The organism is Parapedobacter sp. ISTM3 (genome assembly GCF_016533505.1).
In the GTDB taxonomy this organism is placed as follows: domain Bacteria; phylum Bacteroidota; class Bacteroidia; order Sphingobacteriales; family Sphingobacteriaceae; genus Parapedobacter; species Parapedobacter luteus.
This window is the reverse complement of sequence record NZ_JAENGN010000012.1, coordinates 130,039-150,947: the sequence shown is the minus strand read 5'-3', so window position 1 is coordinate 150,947 and position 20,909 is coordinate 130,039. Positions and strand designations below refer to the sequence as shown.

Below are 20,909 nucleotides of genomic sequence, written 5' to 3'. Positions count from 1 at the left end.
TTGCCCCAATATTGCAGTTCATAGTTCGTGTTATAATTTATATGTCCGTACCTACCAAAGATAATTCGTCCTTTAAGTTAATGGCTCAATTCGGCCATCAAAAGCTTGTGTTCTGTAATGACGGTGAAGTAGGGTTGCAAGCGATAATCGCTATCCATGATACTACGTTGGGCCCTGCAATCGGGGGAGTCAGGATGCTTCCGTATCAAAACACCGATGAAGCGATTGACGATGTACTTCGGCTTTCAAGGGGAATGACGTATAAGGCTGCCGTGGCGGGGGTAAACCTGGGAGGTGGCAATGCAGCCATCATCGGTGATCACCGTACTCAGAAGAATGAGGTGTTGCTCCGCCGGTTTGGCCAGTTTGTAGACGAACTTAGCGGTACGTTTATCGCTTCCTTGGATATCGGAACAACACCAAAGGATATGGAATACCTGCATATGGAGACCAAGCATGTGGCCGGGTTACCCAAATCACTCGGAGGGAGCGGCGATTCCGCACCGTTTACTGCCAAAGGGGTTTATTACGGGATAAAAGCAGCGCTGAAAGAGCTGTATGGCAACGACAGCTTAGCCGGCCGTACCGTAGCTGTACAAGGAGCCGGTAATGTGGGCGAGCAGCTGATTGCTTTATTGCGCGAAGAAAATGCCAAAGTATATGTCAGTGACATCGTCGAAGAGCGTCTGGCCGAAGTCGCCAACAAGTATAAGGCGGTTGCGGTATCCAACAACAACATCTATGACTTGGATGTCGACGTTTACTCACCATGCGCCTTGGGGGGAACGGTCAATAAAGATACCATCTCCAAGATGAGATGCCGCATCATCGCGGGCTCTGCAAACAACCAGCTAAGAAACGAGCAGGAAGACGGACAATTGTTGATGGAACGGAAGATTTTATATGCGCCCGACTACTTGATAAACGCCGGTGGGCTGATCAGTTGTTACTCCGAAATTGCGGGCCATAGTGCCTCGCGCACGGCGGCACTTACAGAAAATATTTATGAAGTTACTCGCTCGGTATTACGCAAGTCGATGACGGAAAATGTGGCTTCTTACCATGCCGCAAATCAGATTGCCGAATCACGGATAGCCGATATGCGTAAAATCAAATAATAAAGCGCTATCATTTCATCCAATCGTTCTTTATATAATTTATGCTAAATAGAAGACACCTAAGGGTCAAAGTATTACAAACATTGTACGCCTACCAGTTATCGGAAGATAAGCAGGTGGGTAAGTTTGAAAAAGCGCTGCTAAAAAGCGTAGATCAGGTATACGAGATGTATATCTGGACGCTGAACCTATTGGATGAAGTATCGGATTATGTGCGCATCGACGCGGACGAACGTGCAAATAAGTTTTTGCCTTCAGCAGCGGACTTGTCGCCCAATACGCGGTTATACAACAATACGTTTATCGAGTTATTGCGTCATAATGAGAAATATAAAGCGGGGCTGAAACAGTATAAAGTATCCTGGAGCTTTGACCCGGAGATCGTGCGTATGGTCTTTTTCCAGTTGCGCGATACAGAGGCCTATGCGACGTACTTGAGCCAGGATGATCGTTCGATCGCGGCAGAAAAAGATATTATCAAATTCATTTTCAAGAAGATTATCCTGAAGGCTCCGGCGATTGAGCAAGTGTTTGAGGAAAAATTTATTAACTGGCAGGTAGACAAAGAGGTGTTGCAAGCGATGATCGCAAAGACCTTCAAGAATTTCATCAGCGAAAACCCGCATCAAAATGAACTGGCGGAGCTGACACCTAACTGGCAGGAAGACAGACAATTCATTCTCGATTTGCTGGGGCATGCTATCCGTTATGCAGATGAATATCAACAGTTGATAAGCATGAAAACCAAAAATTGGGAATCTGACAGAATTGCGTTGCTGGACAACCTGTTGATGCGCATGGCGATTTGTGAGTTGCTTAATTTTCCGACCATTCCGGTCAAGGTAACTATCAACGAATACATCGAAATATCCAAGGTGTTTAGTACGGCCAAAAGCAATACCTTTATCAACGGCATCTTGGATAAGATCCTGAATGAATTACAAGCCGCCGGGCGCATACGTAAACACGGGCGGGGACTCGTACAATGACAAACAAGTGTGGTTATACCTTGTTTAATGATATAGTTAGTTTAGTTGTCAACTTTAATTGCAAGAACAATGAAATGGACACCCTTATTTGTTTTAGGACTGATGGTAATCACATCCTGCAACACCGGGAACAACCAAGAACAGGACGCCGAGGAAATACCTTTGGAACAGCAGGGTGAGCAACCTGTTGGCCAGACCATCATACCAGGGGGCGATTCGGTCAGTGCGGTATTGGAAGTCGAAAATGATGCCTATGATTTTGGTAAGATCAAAGAGGGAGAGAAGGTCGAACATGAGTTCAAATTCACCAATACAGGTACATCTCCGCTCATTATATCCAATGTGCAGGCATCATGTGGATGCACAACCCCTGAATATTCAAAAAACCCGATAGCTCCGGGTGATGAAGGCATGGTGAAAGTCGTGTTTAATAGCGCCGGGCAATTGGGCAAGCAGCACAAGGTGGTGACGGTCATGTCGAATGCATCAAGCCCGAACACATTGCTGCACCTACGTGGTGAAGTGGAGAAATAGACAACAACATACAACAACCAATAATTACAAAACAAATGATCACATCAACAATTCTATTGCAAGCTGGGGGAGCAGGTGGGGCAGGAGGAATCATGGGATTCCTACCCATGATTTTAATTATTGTCGTTTTTTATTTCTTCATGATTCGGCCACAGATGAAGAAGGCCAAAGATCATAAGAAATACATCGAGGAATTAAAAGTAAACGATAGGGTAGTGACAACGGCAGGTATACACGGACGTATTGTTGAAATATCCGAAACGACGTTTCTGGTTGACGTTGGCGGCAGCGTAAAAATTCGCTTTGATAAGTCAGCGATTGCCCTGGATGCTTCGAAGGCGCAAAACGCGGCACCGAAGGCTTAATTCGGCTTCCGGTAAAGCTACAAAGGCCATAAAAGGAAAAGGATATCCGGCGACTTTGTGGCCTTACCGGGACCCGTTAGTTATAAATTTAACCGTTGCTAAGCTTGTTTGGTATGCCGATTCTGAAGCTCAATAAAACACAGCGGCGCAAACTAAGCATTTTCGTTAAATGCATCATTTTCTCTTTCCTTGCCTGGGCGCTTTTTGCGATATCGAATAGCTACGTTTATACCGTAAAATCAGGCGTGCAGTACGTAAATGCGCCGGATAATCGGGCTTTTCATCCCCTCCAATCCGATACGGTAACTATACGGCTGGAAGCCACCGGATGGCAGTTGTTGTTTAGGACGCTGCAAACAACGCGGCAGGGCATTCAAGTCGATCTCAGCGGGCTCCAAAACCGTAGCTGGATTGTTGTTGCCAATCAACTCGGATTTATAAATCGCCAGTTCCCTGCCAATCAGCGCGTGATTTCCGTGTCTCCTGATACGCTTTATTTTGATTTTTCGAAGCAGACAGAACGGAAGGTCCCTGTAAAGGCCTTGTATAATCTGCGGTTCAACAAACAATATGACGTCATCGACGAATTACGCATTTCACCCGAATATGTGACCATAACCGGCCCGCTTGAAGACGTCGTACAAATAGAGCATTGGGAGACCGACACCATCCGGTCTGAAAGCGTTAACAGTGATGTCCATACGGTAGCTCATCTGAAGCAAAATCGACGTGCCAACATCAATGTCTATCCCACTGCTGTGGAAGTGACCATTCCCGTTGGCGAAATAACAGAGAAAATCCTTGAAGTGCCGCTGAAGGCGGAGAACGCTCAGCAGTTTAGTTCGGTGAAATTATTTCCGGGCAAGGTGAGACTTACCGTGATGGTTTCGCTGCGCGACTATATGAAGGTCACCAATAACGCGTTTGAAGCGGTCGTCAACATGGACGACTGGGTTGATAACGGCGTAACGAGCTTACCCGTGATTATCACGCAAATGCCTAAATTTTGCAAGCTGGTGAAAGTAGAACCGCAGAATGTCGATTTTTTTGTCAGGAAATAAGGTAATGGAATCGTTGAAGGTAGGCATAACCGGAGGAATCGGTAGCGGGAAATCCACCATCTGCCGGATATTTGAGGTTTTGGGGATTCCCGTTTTTGACGCGGACAGGGAGGCCAAGCGGCTGATGACGACAGATAGCGGGCTGGTCCGAGCTATTCAGGCCGAATTTGGGGGGGAGGCTTACCATGACGATGGTTCGCTAAACCGCATGTATATGGCAGCACAGGTCTTCAACAACGAAGATAAGTTGAAACGATTGAACGCTTTGGTACATCCTGTGGTTATCCAGGCAGGGGAGGAGTGGGCGGCCCGCCAGGACGCCTCCTACACGATAAAGGAGGCCGCCTTGCTTTTTGAAAGTGGTTCCTTCAAGTTAAATCGGTATAACATATTGGTGGAGGCGCCTGAAGCAGTGCGCATCGAACGGGTAGTTAAGCGCGATAACGTCACGGTTGAGCAGGTGAAATCCCGCATTGCCCGGCAATGGCCCGATGAGGAGAAGACGAAGCTCGCTGACTACGTCATTGTCAACGATGGTATACAAGCTGTGATTCCGCAGGTGCTGAAGCTCGACCAATTTTTTCGCTCTCAACGGTTGTAATGGCATCGATTTTAGCTGATTTCCTCGTTAAACGGCCGGAAGGCTATTATTGCCGGTATGGCGATTTTTTTGTCGATCCGCTGCTGCCTGTGAAACGGGCACTGGTATCCCATGCCCATGGTGACCATGCTACGCCGGGACATGGGCAAATTTGCTGTACGGCAGCCACGGCAGCATTCATGCGCCATCGTTACAACAGGCAACCCGGGCATACCTACACGACGTTTTCATACCATCAACCTTTTAAGATCGGCAATGTAGCCATCCGGTTGATTCCCGCCGGGCATATGCTGGGGTCTGCACAGATTTTAATGGAGTATGATGGAGTTCGATACCTGTACACGGGCGACTATAAAATGCAGGCCGACAGCACTTGTGAACCGCTCGAAATTGTGCGGGCGGATGTATTGATTACGGAGAGTACATTTGCGGATCCCGGTATCAGTCACCCCGATCCGGTGGCCGAGATAGTCAAGTTGAACGGAAAGCCCCATCCCATCTTGCTTGGCGCTTACGCCTTAGGAAAAGCGCAACGGTTGACGGCCTTGATCAATGAACATTGTCCTGAACGCGCGGTATTGTTGCACCATAGTATACTGCCATTGCATAGGCTTTATGCATCGATGGGAATCACACAGTTGCGATATGAACCCTATAACCGGAAAGCGATGAAAGTTGATGGTGTCGACCCGATTTACATGGTGCCCCCGATGACCTTCAACAGCTATTACCGGGCGACGAATGTGCTGCGCGTTTTCGCATCGGGGTGGAAACATTTGCAACATCGGAACGACATGGAGCTGTACATCTCTGATCATGTGGACTGGCAGGATATCCTGCGTTATGTGGAGCAGGTGGGGCCGAGGGAAATATGGACGATACACGGGGAGGGCAGGCATCTGGCAAATCATTATAAACACACGTTGACAGTGAAATCGTTGGGATAATGGTGGTTGCCAAACCAGAACGGCATGCAGCTTTTTTTTGACAATGTAGCTGCATGCCGTTGGTTAAGTCGACTATCAATCAATCCGTTGGGCTTAGTAATTCTGGTATATGGCAAAATCATCTACCCCCAAACGGCCGTTCCTTACTGCGGTGCCGCTGCTCGGACCTAAGCCGAGTTTATGGATACGGAACCGCACCGGCCCTTGAATGTCCATCGTGTAAGTCGCAAGTTTGGCACTAGCACTTTGACTTCTAGGATGTGCATCGCTGATGGTTTCGCCTATCTTATGCCAAGTTCGTCCTTCGTCGGTAGAATATTCCAAATCAAATGAACAGCTTACGTCATTGCCGTACGACCCATACCAAAACGTAACTTTGGTGGCTCCGTTTGGTACGTCATAGTTCATTTGCAGGTAAGACGGAACGGACAGGTTTTGCTGGAACCTGACGGCCTGTCTGCCAGAAACGACGCGGTCGTTTGCCAAATTGCCCAGCAGCGATTGTTCAAACTTCCAGTTCCCGGTTCTCAGATCCACATTGTTATCGATGACGACGGTTTGATCTTCATTGTCATACTGATGTTCACCGGTGACATTGTAGTTTTGTTTTCCGTCAAACGGAAATTCGAAGTCCTCGGGGTATCCGGGATATACGGGGCCGCTCGGATCCATCATGTCTTCCAGTTTCTGCAGCCGCAATTGCGGCGTGTTGCCTCCTCCCATAAAGAGGATACCTTGGAAGCTTGCGCTCGGTGCGATGTGTTCATTGGCGAAAGCGGCTCCGGGATCTGTGACAACGTCGAGCATATGGTCAGGACCATCGGTGATTTTTTTGGTTCCCGCAAAAGTTTCCCCGGTTTGAGGGAATGGCTCGACATCGGCCGTAACGGCTACCAAGGTACTTTCGTATCGATCGGGCCATCGCTGAAGGTTGGAAATAGCAACGGTCTGGACGATAACCGGATTGCTGGACGAGACCTTGGAGATCTGTGTAGGCGAAAGGTTGGTTATCGCTAAAGCACCGTCGATTCTCGTCAGCGTTGCGCCGTTGAGGTCTATAAGTAACGAGTCGCCTTTTGCGAAGGAGGGAGCAAGCGCTGTACCTACCTGGAGGATTAGCCCCCGTATTTGGTTGCGCCAGTTGTTTTGGATGACCACAAAGCCAGGAGGAAGGTTATTCCCTGCGTACTCTGATATGACGACGCCGCTTGTCTGATGGGCGCCGCCAAGTGCTTGCGGAGAAAGTCTTACATCACCGGCTTTATATACACTTCGTACAGCCGGTATCCCTGTCCATGCAGCGGGGGGGCCTGCTGCCGGATTTTCGTCTTCTTTTAAGCACCCTCCAAAAAAAATTCCTGAAAGGACAAAAATCAATAAATATATCGAGTTCTTCATCGCTGTTGTTTTTATATGAATCTTCTAATCAGGTGTATTCCACCATACTTTCACATTAAGATCGTCTCCTCCCATAGCTTGTACGGCTTCAAGGTAATTAGCTCTATTGAGGGTTTGCACGTTTATGGGGTACATCAGCCGCGAGGGCATGCGGCCGTCGTTCATCAGCCCTTCGCCTTTCGGGAGTACAGGATGGCCGGTTCGACGATGTTCATGCCATTGCTGGAAATCGGTAAAAAATAAGGTGTAATATTTTTGCAGATGAATGCGCTCCATTTTTTCGTTGAAGTTGAGGTTGTCGTCCCATTTTAGAGCGTTTTTTTCGAGATGGCCTTCGGGCACTTCAAGGCCCCAGTGGGTGATAGCGCTGACAACGCCTGCTTCATAGTAACTGCGGGGATCTCCCGTTATATAGCCTTTTAGGGCAGCCTCTGCCAGTATGAACTGGAGTTCGGCACAGTTCATTATATTCCCGAGGAGCGGATCCTGCTTGAGCGATACGAGCAAGGTAGACATTCGTTCAACCCCTCTTCCTGGCGCATATCCGCTGGGCATTCCAGCGTAGATGCCGGAAACCTGAGTAGCCCATCGGGGCAGCCGGGGGTCCTGCCATTCGTTTAGGTTGTTGATAAAAAACTCGGAATATCCCTTGTCGCCATTGAAGTCCAGATCGCGCCATTGGAAAAATTCCGATGTAATGGGCTGTGTTGCACCGGTTGGTAGAATGGCAGAATGACTATTGTCGGTAAATATCGGATAATTTCCGCTGTTCGTGTCCACTATTTCGGCTATTTTGGCAATCGCGCCCGATGCAGCTTTTCCGGATACACGCAGCAAGAGGCGGAGGTAGAGCGAATTGCCAAACCTGCGCCAGGCGTCGGGTGCTCCATTATATAGTGGATCCAGGCCTTTGATGTGTTCAGGCAATTCAACGTCGGCTCCAAGTAGTTCATTAGCTTCTTCCAATTTACGGAAGATATCGGCATAAATGTCTTGTTGCCTATCGAAGTGGGGTTGGACGTTGCCCTCATGGCCTTTCGATGCTTCGAAATAGGGTGCATCACCAAACATATCGGTGATCATGGAACTAACCCAAGCATCGAGGATAAGCGAAATACCCAAAAACGTCTGATAGCCGTTTTCTTGCGAAGTGTTGGCGCTGGTATAGATGTCGCGGATATTGTTGAGCTGCAGGTACCAGTGGCGCCACATCCAATCGGGCTCGCTGGGCCTGATGAAATACCGATGAAATTCGCGGCTTTCAACGACGGTGACATGTACCTGCATGAGTTCGTTCCCAATACGAATGCCTCTGTTTTGGTTTCTCGTGACTACTTGGTGCAAGGCGGGGGCCAACAAGGCCTCTGGCGATGCGTCCTGCAATGCATTAGGGTTTGTGTTTTTCTCAATAAAATTCTTGGTACAGGAGAGACTTGCTGCAATACTTACAGCGATTAGGCTCCAGTATACTATCTTCTTCATTTTCATTGGAAATATTGTTAAAGACCAATAATTAAATTAAAGCCAATTGTCCGGGTTGATGGGAACTGCGCGGTTTCTGCGCCGGGTATAATCACACCGTCGCCAAGTGTTCCAAATTCGGGGTCGAACGCGGGCCAATTGGTAAATACCAGGAGGTCGCGTCCGTATACGCCTAAGGTAGCTCGTTGCAACCGCAGTCGGTTTGCCAATGCCGTTGGCAACGTATAATCGAGTCTCACTTCACGTAGTTTAATAAAGTCTGTGCTGAACATGTTGGATTCCTGATTATCGCGGTTAAAGTGGAGGTAATAATAGTCGCGTATGTCCGTGGCTACCACATCGTTTTTTCGGAAAGTGCCATCAGGATTCCGGATGACACCATCGCCGATGATGCCATGGTAGCGCCCGGGCAATGATTTCTTCAACTTGCCTTCTTCCATTAATACCGCATGGGTCAGTGAGAAGGCCTTGGCTCCAAACTGGCCGTCAAACAGCACATTGAGTCTAAATCGTTTATAGCTGAACTCATTACCAAACCCGAAACGCCATTTTGGCGTAGGATTACCCAGGTAGATCAGTGAATCGCCTTGCAACGGGTATCCGTTTTCATTGTAAATGATTTGGCCATCTGGCGATCGCTGGTACCCTATACCATACATATCCCTGAAACGTCCGCCAGGTCTGGCCTCGATGGAGCCACGCGAGCCGAAGATCGTGGATAATTGCATGGACGACATGCTGTCTGCCAGCGAGACGACACGATCGATGTTCGTAGCATATGTACCATAAACTCTCCAGTTGAAGCCGCTACTCGTATTCAGTGGAATTCCATTGGCTTCTATTTCCAGTCCCTTGTTCTGCACACTTCCGGCATTCAATGTTCGGTTGGCGTAACCACTGGCGGGATCGACCGGCGAAATAAGGATTTGGTCAAACGAATTGCTATGGTAAGCGGTAATGTCCACGTTCAACCGGTTTTTAAACATCCGGATATCAGCGCCTGCTTCGTAGCTTACCGTGCGCTCGAAACCGAGATTCAAATCGGGTATCGTCGTCGGATTTGCTAATCCCGAGGGAAACTCTTGCCTGGGCGAATAGGCATAGGATGTTAGATACGCTGTAGTGCCGCCGCTGCCAACCGATGCAACCGAACCTCTCAGTTTAAGATAAGAAACGACGTCAGGTAGCTGGATGATATCAGACAGTATGGCACTTACATTCAGTGCTGGGTAGAAGAATGGCGTGACCCTGTTGTGCACGGGCTGTGCCAGTGTGCTCGCCCAATCTTGTCTGGCTGTCACATCTACATAGAGAAAGTCTTTGTAGCCAACTGTTGCCATTCCATATAGGCTATTTACGGCATATTCCCGCCGATACGGCATGGAGATGAGCAGGTCACGGCTATTTGCCAATGTATAGATGTTCGGCCGTGCAAGGTTCTCTGCACGATATTCATCACGGATGTACTTATTATTCATTAACGCGCCGCCAAAGGAGAGGCTATAGGAAAACCGATCGTTCCGTCCATTATTGTATCGTAGAAGGAAATCCGCATTGGTTTCCTGACTATAAATGTCCTGTTCGCGATACATACCATTGGCATACTTTTGGGTGCTCCAAGGCCGCTGCTGCGAGCGGGATTCGTACTGGAAGTCCATCGTGGTACGCACTATCAAGCTCAGTTCGCTGGTGAAATCGTAGCTTGCCTGTACATTGCCGATTATGCCATTCCTATTGCTTTTGTTCAGCATTTCATAGGCCTGGAGGTAGGGATTATCCAATTGAAGGCTGAACGGGCGGCGTTGTTCGATGCCCTCTCGTCCCTGAATCCAGTAGTCTTTGAACCAGTTGATATCGAAATTGGGCACCAGGCCGCGTATGAAATACATGATGGTCTGGTTGTTATAACCCGTGGTGGGCAGGTTGTCACTATGCCGGTTGTTATAGTTTACCCGTGAAGAAACTGTCAGCTTGTCTGTCAATTTCTGATTGACTTGCAACGCAACTGTATTGCGGGCGTAGCCCGTGTTAGGTACAATCCAGGAGTTGGTGGCATTGGTAAACGATAGCCTGGCCGTTGTCCGGTCATTCCCGCCTTGTAGGGTTAAGCTATTTGTATACGTATATGCTGTTTCAAAGAAATCTTTCCGGTTATTGGGGTAGGCGACCCAAGGAGTTCGTTCAGTAGCAGGCTGGCGATAATTATCGGGGCTGTATTGATAAAACAGTTGCCCGTCGAATTTAGGTCCCCAAGCCGAACTCGTGCTTAGTGTAGTTGGTCCATCTTCGGTCGCGCCATAGGAATAATAAAAATTATTGGCTGTTAATCCCTGCCCATATTCATGCTGGTAATCCGGCCAACGGTTAATAGTGGCCAAAGAAAGGTTGGAGTTGAAGGTGATGCCAACGCCTTGTTGCTCCCGCTTACCTTGCTTGGTCGTAATGATAATCGCGCCATTTGCACCGCGAGCACCGTAGAGGGCCGCAGCTCCAGGGCCTTTTAATACGGATACGCTTTCGATATCTTCAGGGTTTAAATCCGCTAAGCTTGAACCGAAATCCACGGGTGATTCCTGGTTTAGGTAGGGATTGGAGCCTGTTCCGGTAAGTTGGCCACTGCTGCCACTGATAACGACACCGTCTACAACGATCAGTGCCGCATTATCGCCGCTTAACGAAGTTTCTCCGCGTAGGATAATTTGGTTGGATCCGGCCGGACCGGCACCTGATTTTAGCATGTTTAGCCCAGCAACCTTACCCGACAATGCCTCTGTCCAGTTATTTGATAAGGCTTCGGTTAGATCTTCCCCGGACAGTTCGGTGACAGAGTACCCCAGTGATCTGCGCTCCCGTTCAATGCCAAGTGCCGTCACCACGACTTCCTCGAGGTCTGCGACAGCTTCTTGCATTACGACGTCCAATGTCCTGCGGTTGTTGATCGGCACTTCCAAGGGATCAAAGCCGATACTGGTGATTAACAACACATCGTCGCTATTTGCATCAATAGTAAACCCGCCACGTTGATTGGTGGACGTGCGGGAAAGGGAATGATCTTTGACCTGCACCGTTGCTCCCGAAATCGGATTGCCTGATGCGTCTTTAACGGTGCCTCTTACGGGAGATTGTTGAGGTATTGGGTCAATGACGACGTAACCCGAAATTACTCGGTGACGAAGCCCTGTTCCGGCGAGAATCTGGTCGAGGGCGTGCTTTACGGTGAGTTCTTGAGCCGTTAAGGTGATTTTTTTTTCCTGTGCAGCCAGTGCTTCTGTAGAATAGGTAAACGGGATACCGCTGAGTTTCTCTACCTGCAAAAGGCTCTCTTTGAGCGTTGTCTGCTCAAGTGTCAACGAGATTTTCTTATCGGTAGGCTGTCCTGCCGATACATTGGCATGGCATATAGCCAGCAGCGTGAACAGCAAGAATAAAACCATTCTGGCTGCTTTAAGGTGATAAATTTGGTTTATGGGGATAGTATATGATTGCATTTGCATAACTTTGTCCTTGATTTTTAATGGAAATGGCAAATTGTATGTGGTTTGCCACATACACGTTTCCTTACCGTCGAGGCCATCCGGCGACCAACCACAGGCTTCGACACATTTTCGTATTTCAAGGGCTGCCTGCTTCAGGTGGCCCCTTTTTATTTCTGTAAGCTTTTTCTATGTTTTCATATCCACTTTTGATGAAGACCCGAATTAATAAATCCTAACAGTTCTGTTATCCAAAACGTAACGGAACCCTCCTGATGCTGAGAGAACGTCTAGCGCCGTTTTCAGGGGGAAGCTTTTCTCGAGCGTGATACGGATACGCTTATTGACTAGTGCATTGTTCTGTATAGTGATATCGATATCGTAAGTTCGTTCCAGGATATTGGCGATTTCGCTGAGGGGGTGGTCGTCGAACATCAGTTTACCGGCTTTCCAAGCCAAGATGGCCTCTGGATTCGCCATGACGGTCACGGCACCGCCTGCATCCTTGTTCCAAGTGAGCTGTTGTCCGGCAGTGAGATCGGCGATCGCCTCCATCGATTTGCCGGCCATTTCCCCGACCCGGACCTTCCCCGAGCTGACGGCGACCACGACCGGTGAATTCATAAACGCGTCTATCTTGAATGAGGTGCCCAGCACTTGGGTGACTATATCGCCACTGTGCACCAGGAATGGCTTGTGTTTGTCTTTTGCTATTTCGAAGAAGGCTTCACCTTCGAGCCGTATTTCCCGCTTCTTGCCCTGGAAGCGTTTGGGATAACTTAGGCTGCTGCCGGCACCGAGGTAGACTATGCTGCTATCCGCTAAGCGGATCTGCGCACGCTGGCCTGGGGGATTATTACGCGTTATCCATTTACTGTCATGATCCTGGCCGTTGTTTATATGCAACAGACCCCAGAAAATGGTGCCCAATATTATGATAGACACGGCGGCATAACGGAAAAACACGATACGACGTTCCTTTTTTTCCGCCTGGTGTGCCTTCTCCTGTACAATCCGTTGGCGGATAGTGGCTTTCCAGGCTTCCATGCGATTGGGGTTGCTGATTGTGTCTGCTGCAGGTGTTTCCATCTCACCGTGCAATTCTTGCCAAACGCTATCAAACAACTGCCTGCTTTCTGGTTGCTGGAGGCAGCGACGGACAGCCGCTATTTCCTGTTTGCTGGCTTGTCCGGTCAGGTATTTTTTTATCAGTTCCCTATTGACTTCTGACGTATTCATTTGGCGTCTCTATTGGTTAAGGCGAAAAAAATGGATAGTACCCTTGCTCTTTTTCTGATTAATGATATGTTTTTTTGTAAAAGGCTGGTTTTTAGAAAAATAATATAATCCAAATGATCGGTTCGTGCATGCAGGTCAGGGCTCAGCGTGTTATCATCGAAAAATGTGTAGCTGAAGCGCTATATCACAACAAAGGCGAATCTATGGCAACAACAGGAGGAATAGGGAGCAAGCTACGCCGGTGGAAGAGGGGAGGTTTCTTCGCATTATTTTGAGGGCGTTGGTAATATGTCCTTCCACGGTTTTGACGGAAATGTTTAAGATGGAAGAAATTTCGGCATGCGACAGTTCATTTTCGCGGCTCAGTTCGAAGACCTTTTTGCACTGTGCCGGCAGAGATTGGAGCGTCCGTTCATAGCTTTCCCGCAATTCGGCTAAGTCAAGGGAATGGTTGGTCGGTGTAGGGTCAACGAGTTGATTTCCCCGTTCGGGAAGCGCATCCAGTGGTAAAGTATCGATAGTGGTTTTGCGTAAGTGATCGAATACTTTGTTGCGTATGGCTTTGGATAGGTAAGAGGCGGCCTGCTTGATGTTGTCCAGACGTTCGCGACGCATCCATACCCAATGCATTACATCCATCATTAGTTCTTCGGCAATGGCCGGATCCTGGACATACCGGAGCGCAAAGTTATACAGGCGTTCAGCATAACGTTCAAAAAGCGCTTCAAACGCCCGAACATCGTTATTGCAAATTGCTTTGAGCAGCATCTCGTCTGTACAGTCTGGTCTTGAGTGTGCCATAACTTATGTCACTTTTACAAGGCCAAAATTAGCTAAAGGCACCGCGCCTATATGTTATGTTTTTATTAACTTTTCTTTTATAATTAGTTACTTAGGCTTTACAATACGGTATTATTTTGGCTTATGCGGTGGCATTATCGATCTACGCAGTGCCCAGCCACAAGAAAATCGCCGTGGCTAGTGTTGCGCCGATAAGCGGCCCAATGACGGGTACCCACGCATAAGAAGCGTCGAATCGTGCCTTGTTCTTGATGGGCAGCAAGGCATGCACGATGCGCGGTCCCAAGTCGCGCGCTGGATTGATGGCATAGCCCGTGGTACCGCCCAATGATAGGCCGATGACCCATACCAGAAAGGCAACCGGAAGCGCTCCGAGCGAACCCAGGCCAATCGGTATTGCCCGTTCGTCCGTAAGTTCGGCATCGGTGAAGTAGAAGATGGTAAGGATTAGCACAAAAGTACCGACGGCCTCACCGATTAAATTTACGGGAAGGTTGCGGATAGCCGGTGCTGTGCAGAATACGGCCTGCTTGGCTCCGGGGTTTTCCGTGATGCGAAAGTGATCTTGATACACCAGCCAGACGATAAAGGCTCCCGCCATGGCACCGATGAATTGACCAGCAACGTAAAGCACGGAGCTGGCAGCATCGATATTGCCGGCGATGAACATGGCTAAGGTGACTGCCGGGTTGAGGTGCGCACCGCTGTAGGGGGCCGCGATGACCACCCCGGCAAACACAGCCAATGCCCATGCCGTGGTGATGACTATCCAGCCACTATTGTGGCCCTTCGTGCCATTAAGCACGACGTTGGCGACCACGCCGCCACCCAATAAGATAAGGATACCGGTACCAATAACTTCTGCAATAAATGGGGTCATAATTGTTTTTTTGATGTTCGATGGTCAGCGGTCGATAGCCGGTGATCCGTGATTACCAGCTACCGGTTATTTAAACGTTTTTGCTGTTTCGACAGCTCGATGCCACCTGCTGATGGCCGATGCGGCATCATAACTCGCATCGGGCGCGAATGTCTGGTTAATTTGCCATTGGCTTTGGATATCATCCACACTTTGCCAGAAGCCTACTGCCAGTCCCGCCAGGTATGCAGCGCCGATGGCGGTGGTTTCCGTGATTTGCGGTCTTACTACCAGTGCCTGCAATATGTCTGCCTGGAGCTGCAGCAGTAGGTTATTCGCGGTGGCCCCGCCGTCTACGCGCAACTCCTTGATGCCGACGCCCGCATCAGCCTCCATGGCGCGAAGGATGTCGACCGTCTGGAATGCGATGCCCTCCAAGGCTGCCCGTGCGATATGCGCTGCCGTGCTGCCCCGGGTAAGCCCGACGATGGTTCCCCGGGCATAGGGATCCCAATGGGGAGCGCCCAGCCCGGCAAATGCCGGTACGAGGTATACGCCATCGGTATCGCTCACGCTCTTGGCAAGGGTTTCCACATCGGCCGAATTGCGGATGATGCCCAGCCCATCCCGGAGCCACTGCACGATGGCACCACCGATAAAAATGCTGCCTTCAAGTGCGTAACTCACCTTGTCACCCAATTTCCAAGCAATGGTAGTAACCAGGTTGTTTGCCGAGAGGATGGGCTTGTCGCCGATATTCATCAGCATGAAACATCCGGTACCGTACGTATTTTTCACCATGCCTGTTTTGGTGCACAATTGCCCGAAAAGCGCGGCATGTTGATCGCCGGCAATACCGGCGATGGGAATCCTCGTAGCCAGCATGCTGGCGGCTGTTTCGCCGTAAATTTCCGAAGAGCTTCTCACCTCCGGCAGTAGGCTCCTCGGTATGTCAAAGAGCTCCAGCAACTCGTCGTCCCATTCCAACGTATGGATATTATATAACATGGTGCGCGACGCATTGGTTACATCGGTAAGGTGCTTTTCGCCTCCCGTAAGGTTCCAGATCAGCCAGGCATCGACGGTACCGAAAGCCAATTGACCATTCTTGGCTTTTTCGTATGCGCCTGCTACATGTTTCAATATCCAGTGGATTTTACTGGCAGAAAAATACGCATCAATCAATAGCCCTGTTTTTTGCCGGATGGTATCGCCAAGTCCTTTTTCCTTGAGTTCGTCGCAATAGGCCGCTGTGCGCCTGTCCTGCCAGACAATCGCCGGATAGATGGCCTGTCCGGTACGCCTGTCCCATATAATGGTTGTCTCCCGTTGGTTCGTGATGCCTATCGCTGCGATGGACGACGCTTTTAGCCCGGCGTTCGCCACCGCCTCGGTCGCCACGGAAAGTTGCGTCGACCAGATTTCCTTCGGATTGTGCTCTACCCATCCCGATTGGGGGTAATATTGGTTAAATTCTTTTTGCGCCAACGCAACAATTTTGCCCGATCGGTCGAAGATGATGGCGCGTGAACTGGTCGTACCTTGGTCTAAAGATAAAATATACTGGTTCATTATATTGGTTATTTTCATTCGTTGTAAACACCTAACGGTAGTGTTTATTTACGTTCTGGCAAATAATTTGCCGCAAGCATTGTATACTGTTCGATTTGGGCGGCTATCCATGCAGTATCTTTTCCCAACTCTGCGGCCATGATACCGGCTACTTTCGGGGCCATTTCCAAGGACTTGGCAGCATCGAGAAACAATATCCGGAGTCGCCTCGCCAGCACATCCTCCAGGGTTCTTGCCATCTCATGCCGCACAGCCCACACCGCTTGGGCGGCGATGTGGTCGAATCCGGCATGCAGTTTTTCCGCCAACGCCGGCTCACTGTCCACCAACGCTTGGATGCCGGAGGCGTCGCTGCCATAATACGCCCAATGCCCCTTTTGAACTGGTGTCTGGTGACCATGTATTTTGACGGTTTTCGTGCGGCAAGCCCGCGGTGTTAATCCACCTGTTTCCATCGCTTTGTCTACCGTTTCCTCGGCCATTTTGCGATACGTTGTCCATTTGCCCCCCGTGATGGTAATCAGCCCCGATGGATTAACCATCAACTTGTGGTCGCGCGAGATTTCTTTGGTCGATTCGTTCGTTCCGGTAGGGGCGGCGAGAGGCCTCAACCCAGCGAAAATACTGAGGACATCTTTTCTTTGCGGCGGATTAGCTAAATACGTCGCTGCTGTTTCGAGTATAAAGTTTATTTCCGTATCCAGGGGGCGGGGTTCCAGGCTATGCGTCGCGATTGGCGTATCCGTGGTTCCGAGTAAGAGATGATCATGCCAGGGAATGCCAAAAAGCACCCGGCCGTCACTGGTTTTTGGAATCATCAAGGCTTCGCTGCTGCCCAGGAAAGCACGATCAACGACAATGTGGGTTCCTTGGCTGGGCCTTACCAATGATCGGTGTTCGTCGGTGTCCAGTTGCAGGATATCATCGACAAAAACCCCCGTGGCATTGACTACCACCTTAGCATTGAGTGTAAATCGCCGGCCCGTTTCTTCGTCGGTAAATCCTACACCTGCGACCTTGCCCCGGTCATCTTTAAGCAGTTCGGTGACCTTACAATAATTGAGTACGACGCCCCCGTGTTGCGCAGCCGTTTGTGCAAGGTTGATAGCCAGCCGGGCATCGTCAAATTGTCCGTCAAAGTAACGGACCCCGCCTTTCAGGCGGTTAGTCTTAATTCCGGGGATCTGATCCGCCGTCTCCCTTTTTGACACCGACTTTGATATGCCGATGCGGTAGCGCCCGGCTAACCAATCGTACACTTTTAGCCCAATCAGATATTTCCATTTGTCAAAAAATGAGTAACAAGGAATGATAAACGATTGAATATGGGCGAGGTGAGGGGCATTCTTGAAAATCAAGCCCCGTTCATACAGTGCGTGATAAACCAGTTTGATGTCGCCCATGGCCAGGTAACGGACACCGCCATGTACCAATTTGGTGCTTCTGCTGGAGGTGCCTTTGGCAAAGTCATGCTGTTCCAGCAGTATCGTGCTGTATCCCCTTGTCGCGGCATCCACCGCAATACCCAGCCCCGTTGCGCCACCACCGATGATGGCGAGGTCCCATTGGGAAGGGGCCGCGGCCCGCTGGAGTGCGGTATTTCTGTCAAGTCGTGGGCTATTCATGAACGGCGGAGGAATAACGATGTCTAATAGGCGTGCTCATTTGTTTGTTTCAAACTTAGCGAAATTGCCTTTCATATGCAAATCCCCATCACCGAGCGATGAAGTCAGCGCTGCCTCGTGTACAGCCGGCCGAGGTTATACTGCAAGGTAAACTGCTGTTGATTGTCGATTGCCCCACGTGTAAAGTGGAAGCTTAGCGTAAATCTACTTTCCAGGCCTTTGTACTGCAACGGCTTCCAGCCCAATTCAAGCCGATCGTAAAAATCTGCAGTATAAAATCGATCGCCATACGCTACATCCAATTTGTCGCCTACGTAGAAGGTGTTGGCGATGAATATTTTACGGTATTCTGCATACAGGTCAGTGATAAACCCCTTCGGGATGCGCCACCCATAAATACCGCGTAGCCTGTCATAACCCACCAGAATGCCACCATTGATATCCAATGAATCGAGCGATGACAAGCCGGATAAATCAATCCCCGCCTTGGCCATGGCTGCCCCGTTGTCCCGTACGGGCATCTCGTTTTCATCTGTGTTATTTTTTCTGCCTGCGTCATGCCAGAGCATGGCGTTGTGTGATAGGTAGAAGCGGCCCATGTTTAGGCGGCCCGAAAGGCCGACCATGAATTGCTCCCGTGCGGTTTCGGTTTGCCGGCTCGTCCAGTCGATCCACAGTTGTTGATGGAAGGCATTTTTTTGGTACCGCCACAACATGCCCTCAATGTTTGGGCGGTAGTAATTCAGCGTGTCATTCAATATCGCACGGTGATAACCGCTTAATAAGTCCCTACGGGGAAACATCCCGATATAGAAGTCGTGGCCCTGTTGCTTGTAGTTATAATAGATGGTTGGCGCAAGCTGCTTTGCAACGGTTCCTTTGCTGCCGAATTCATGCAGAAAATTTACCCCTCCGTGCAAAAAGTGGATGCTATCCAGCGATAAGTAAATTTCAGGCGCTATCCGGACGCCAAGAATCGACTGCGAGTACTGATCCGACTTGCCATACTCCCGGTTATCGGCAAAACCATGGAAGTAAGTGTTCCACCCGACATCCTGCGCATGTGAGCCGGCGATGGTCACAAATAAGAGAAGGCTTGTAACAAATATACGATAGCAAATAGCCATAATTACTCAATTAGTGGTTGTGATAGTTACCGGTATTTTCTTACTGTTCCTTGAGCCGGCGAACGGTGCTGTCCTTATTGAAAAAACCAAGGCATAGTCGCCAGGGACGTCCGGCATGCGAATATGCGTGGCGAGGGAAGCCGATTCACCGGGAGCGATACGGAGCTGGTGGTAGTCGCCGTTGATGGCGTTATAATCAACGTGTTCGAAAAAATGTTTAATAAAGCCGTATTCAATGAAACATGCCCATTTTTGCTGTTCGTTGGAAAACGAGATGGTATCACCGTATGGATTATATATTTCGAGGGTTACTGCCTGCCGTTCGCCCGCAGCGGCCTGCTCCTTGACGCCCTTCACGGCGATAGTCACTTTTTGATATGTCCTTACGGAATCGATATACGCGAAATACAGACGTCCACGCTCGGTATCAAGTGAATCTTGCTTGTCAACGTTGAGACGACCAAACGACGCGAAATAGGCGCCCCGGTTCCGGGTACTGTCTTCGATTGGCCAATAATCATACTGGGTTTTCCGGTAATGCCGTGTGTTATAAGACAACCCCTTGACGGTATTATTCATGAAGTTATAATACGAAATATCCTGGAACCCATTGTCCATGATCAGGCGATCGTCCCCTACGATACGGTGCAACTGTTCAGCAAATTGCTCTTTCCCCCAAAACTGCTTAAGCCCTTTTATCGTTGATAATGCAGGCACGGGAACGATCAATAATACCCTTACCAAAAGGATCAAAGCGATGTTGGCATAGGACAGTCGCCTGAACCATGGCGGTAAGGCAGGCATCCCGGCAAGGTAAGTATACGCAAGTATAAAGAAAGGGATAAACGCCAACAGCGTCCAGTGCGCCTGAACGCGGCTATTGAAAGCACTAAGCAAAAAGAACAGCAGAAATCCAAAGCAATTGAATTTTAAGATGCGGAGAAACGTATCAGTTGTTTTTTGCTTATAGACGTAGTAATACAGAAAAACGCCCGTCAACGGGCCAACGATGAGCAGTTGCCCCAGGATGAAGTCGCTGATAAATGAGAAGCGATAAACCTGCGACGTACGGTCAAGGAGGTGATAAAACAGGGAAGGGAAGTCGTTATTGACCTGCCACAGAATATGGGGCAGGAAAAAGACGATGGCCAGCGCAGCGATAAGCCAAAAGCTTGGGCGCTTGAGCAGCTTCCAGTGACCAAGCACGGTGAACAGTATGATCAATAGCGCATGGTACTTGCTGTACAACATGCAGGCGATAACCAGTGCCAACAGGACCGCATATTTAGGACGATCATCCGAGAGATAACGGCGCAAGACATAATAGAAAAGCACCGTAAAGAAGAACAGGGGAGTATCCGGCGTAGTGATGAAACTATACACGTGCAGGATGAGCATGCTACTGTACAGCAGCACAAATAGCCTGGCATTGTCAGCATAATTCTTCGCTATCTTCCACAACATGAGCACGGCGATAACGTTGGAGATCACGCTCAGCACCCGGGTTCCTAAAGGAGATTGCGTCAGCAGCGTTCCGACCTTGATAAATAGGGCCACCATCGGAGGATGATCATAATACCCCCAATCCAGAAAGCGGCTATAAACCCAGTAATACGCTTCGTCGTAGTGCAGTTCGGAAAAAGCAGATTGCACGAGGTTGATGGCCAGCCACACCAACAGAAAATAGAAAATGACGGTATTCGCGGATTTGGACATAG

17 protein-coding genes are annotated in these 20,909 nt (G+C 49.3%); 7 read left to right on the top strand and 10 right to left on the bottom strand.

From position 1 onward, the window contains the following. Positions 1–80 precede the first annotated feature (80 nt). The 7 genes from JHJ32_RS16040 (at position 81) to JHJ32_RS16010 (ending at position 5,615) form a co-directional block, all read left to right on the top strand. Positions 81–1,118 (top strand): Glu/Leu/Phe/Val dehydrogenase, encoded by a 1,038-nt coding sequence (locus tag JHJ32_RS16040; RefSeq protein ID WP_233632704.1) that lies wholly within the window; start codon positions 81–83, stop codon positions 1,116–1,118. Between the two features lie 41 nt (positions 1,119–1,159). After that, positions 1,160–2,107, top strand: coding sequence for a transcription antitermination factor NusB (gene nusB / locus JHJ32_RS16035; protein WP_079718291.1), 948 nt, complete (start codon positions 1,160–1,162; stop codon positions 2,105–2,107). Positions 2,108–2,176: 69 nt separating this feature from the next. Further along, positions 2,177–2,641 (top strand): DUF1573 domain-containing protein, encoded by a 465-nt coding sequence (locus tag JHJ32_RS16030; protein WP_233632703.1) that lies wholly within the window; start codon positions 2,177–2,179, stop codon positions 2,639–2,641. A gap of 38 nt (positions 2,642–2,679) precedes the next feature. Further along, positions 2,680–3,006 carry a preprotein translocase subunit YajC gene (gene yajC / locus JHJ32_RS16025; protein WP_079718352.1) on the top strand — a complete coding sequence of 109 codons (327 nt, stop codon included), beginning with the start codon at positions 2,680–2,682 and terminating at the stop codon, positions 3,004–3,006. Between the two features lie 113 nt (positions 3,007–3,119). Further along, positions 3,120–4,067 (top strand): YbbR-like domain-containing protein, encoded by a 948-nt coding sequence (locus JHJ32_RS16020; protein WP_079718289.1) that lies wholly within the window; start codon positions 3,120–3,122, stop codon positions 4,065–4,067. Between the two features lie 4 nt (positions 4,068–4,071). Further along, a complete protein-coding gene (gene coaE / locus JHJ32_RS16015) occupies positions 4,072–4,668 on the top strand; it encodes a dephospho-CoA kinase (protein WP_079718351.1) in 597 nt (198 codons plus the stop codon). Further along, on the top strand, positions 4,668–5,615 hold the full coding sequence (locus JHJ32_RS16010) for an MBL fold metallo-hydrolase (RefSeq protein ID WP_200121632.1): 948 nt from the start codon (positions 4,668–4,670) through the stop codon (positions 5,613–5,615). Before coaE ends, JHJ32_RS16010 begins: the two co-directional genes overlap by 1 nt. Before the next feature lie 93 nt (positions 5,616–5,708). Here JHJ32_RS16010 and JHJ32_RS16005 read toward each other — a convergent pair whose 3' ends face one another. The 10 genes from JHJ32_RS16005 to JHJ32_RS15960 form a co-directional block, all read right to left on the bottom strand. Continuing rightward, on the bottom strand, positions 5,709–7,013 hold the full coding sequence (locus JHJ32_RS16005; protein ID WP_200121631.1) for a DUF5689 domain-containing protein: 1,305 nt from the start codon (positions 7,011–7,013) through the stop codon (positions 5,709–5,711). A 24-nt stretch (positions 7,014–7,037) separates the two neighbouring features. Next, a complete protein-coding gene (locus JHJ32_RS16000; RefSeq protein WP_200121630.1) occupies positions 7,038–8,495 on the bottom strand; it encodes a SusD/RagB family nutrient-binding outer membrane lipoprotein in 1,458 nt (485 codons plus the stop codon). Positions 8,496–8,512: 17 nt separating this feature from the next. Beyond that, a complete protein-coding gene (locus JHJ32_RS15995) occupies positions 8,513–11,929 on the bottom strand; it encodes a SusC/RagA family TonB-linked outer membrane protein (protein WP_200121629.1) in 3,417 nt (1,138 codons plus the stop codon). 264 nt (positions 11,930–12,193) lie between these two features. Next, on the bottom strand, positions 12,194–13,207 hold the full coding sequence (locus tag JHJ32_RS15990; RefSeq protein ID WP_079718286.1) for a FecR family protein: 1,014 nt from the start codon (positions 13,205–13,207) through the stop codon (positions 12,194–12,196). 201 nt (positions 13,208–13,408) lie between these two features. After that, positions 13,409–14,008: an RNA polymerase sigma-70 factor gene (locus JHJ32_RS15985; RefSeq protein WP_200121628.1), complete on the bottom strand. Its 600-nt coding sequence runs from the start codon at positions 14,006–14,008 to the stop codon at positions 13,409–13,411. Positions 14,009–14,150: 142 nt separating this feature from the next. Continuing rightward, a complete protein-coding gene (locus tag JHJ32_RS15980) occupies positions 14,151–14,888 on the bottom strand; it encodes an MIP/aquaporin family protein (protein WP_079718284.1) in 738 nt (245 codons plus the stop codon). 66 nt (positions 14,889–14,954) lie between these two features. Continuing rightward, positions 14,955–16,439 carry a glycerol kinase GlpK gene (gene glpK, locus JHJ32_RS15975; protein ID WP_200121627.1) on the bottom strand — a complete coding sequence of 495 codons (1,485 nt, stop codon included), beginning with the start codon at positions 16,437–16,439 and terminating at the stop codon, positions 14,955–14,957. Positions 16,440–16,483: 44 nt separating this feature from the next. Then, entirely contained in the window at positions 16,484–18,064 is a 1,581-nt protein-coding gene (locus JHJ32_RS15970) for a glycerol-3-phosphate dehydrogenase/oxidase (protein ID WP_200121626.1), read from the bottom strand. Between the two features lie 104 nt (positions 18,065–18,168). After that, positions 18,169–19,191 carry a hypothetical protein gene (locus JHJ32_RS15965; RefSeq protein WP_200121625.1) on the bottom strand — a complete coding sequence of 341 codons (1,023 nt, stop codon included), beginning with the start codon at positions 19,189–19,191 and terminating at the stop codon, positions 18,169–18,171. Between the two features lie 6 nt (positions 19,192–19,197). Further along, the gene (locus JHJ32_RS15960; protein WP_200121624.1) at positions 19,198–20,907 is read right to left on the bottom strand and encodes a glycosyltransferase family 39 protein; all 1,710 of its coding nucleotides are present in this window, start codon (positions 20,905–20,907) and stop codon (positions 19,198–19,200) included. Positions 20,908–20,909: the final 2 nt, after the last annotated feature.

Coding starts and splice junctions, on each gene's coding strand:
- JHJ32_RS16040 (WP_233632704.1), top strand. CDS start 81: ATGGCTCAATTCGGCCATCAAAAGCTTGTGTTCTGTAATGACGGTGAA.
- nusB (WP_079718291.1), top strand. CDS start 1,160: ATGCTAAATAGAAGACACCTAAGGGTCAAAGTATTACAAACATTGTAC.
- JHJ32_RS16030 (WP_233632703.1), top strand. CDS start 2,177: ATGAAATGGACACCCTTATTTGTTTTAGGACTGATGGTAATCACATCC.
- JHJ32_RS16020 (WP_079718289.1), top strand. CDS start 3,120: ATGCCGATTCTGAAGCTCAATAAAACACAGCGGCGCAAACTAAGCATT.
- coaE (WP_079718351.1), top strand. CDS start 4,072: ATGGAATCGTTGAAGGTAGGCATAACCGGAGGAATCGGTAGCGGGAAA.
- JHJ32_RS16010 (WP_200121632.1), top strand. CDS start 4,668: ATGGCATCGATTTTAGCTGATTTCCTCGTTAAACGGCCGGAAGGCTAT.
- JHJ32_RS16005 (WP_200121631.1), bottom strand. CDS start 7,013: ATGAAGAACTCGATATATTTATTGATTTTTGTCCTTTCAGGAATTTTT.
- JHJ32_RS16000 (WP_200121630.1), bottom strand. CDS start 8,495: ATGAAGAAGATAGTATACTGGAGCCTAATCGCTGTAAGTATTGCAGCA.
- JHJ32_RS15995 (WP_200121629.1), bottom strand. CDS start 11,929: ATGGTTTTATTCTTGCTGTTCACGCTGCTGGCTATATGCCATGCCAAT.
- JHJ32_RS15990 (WP_079718286.1), bottom strand. CDS start 13,207: ATGAATACGTCAGAAGTCAATAGGGAACTGATAAAAAAATACCTGACC.
- JHJ32_RS15985 (WP_200121628.1), bottom strand. CDS start 14,008: ATGGCACACTCAAGACCAGACTGTACAGACGAGATGCTGCTCAAAGCA.
- JHJ32_RS15980 (WP_079718284.1), bottom strand. CDS start 14,888: ATGACCCCATTTATTGCAGAAGTTATTGGTACCGGTATCCTTATCTTA.
- glpK (WP_200121627.1), bottom strand. CDS start 16,439: ATGAACCAGTATATTTTATCTTTAGACCAAGGTACGACCAGTTCACGC.
- JHJ32_RS15970 (WP_200121626.1), bottom strand. CDS start 18,064: ATGAATAGCCCACGACTTGACAGAAATACCGCACTCCAGCGGGCCGCG.
- JHJ32_RS15965 (WP_200121625.1), bottom strand. CDS start 19,191: ATGGCTATTTGCTATCGTATATTTGTTACAAGCCTTCTCTTATTTGTG.
- JHJ32_RS15960 (WP_200121624.1), bottom strand. CDS start 20,907: ATGTCCAAATCCGCGAATACCGTCATTTTCTATTTTCTGTTGGTGTGG.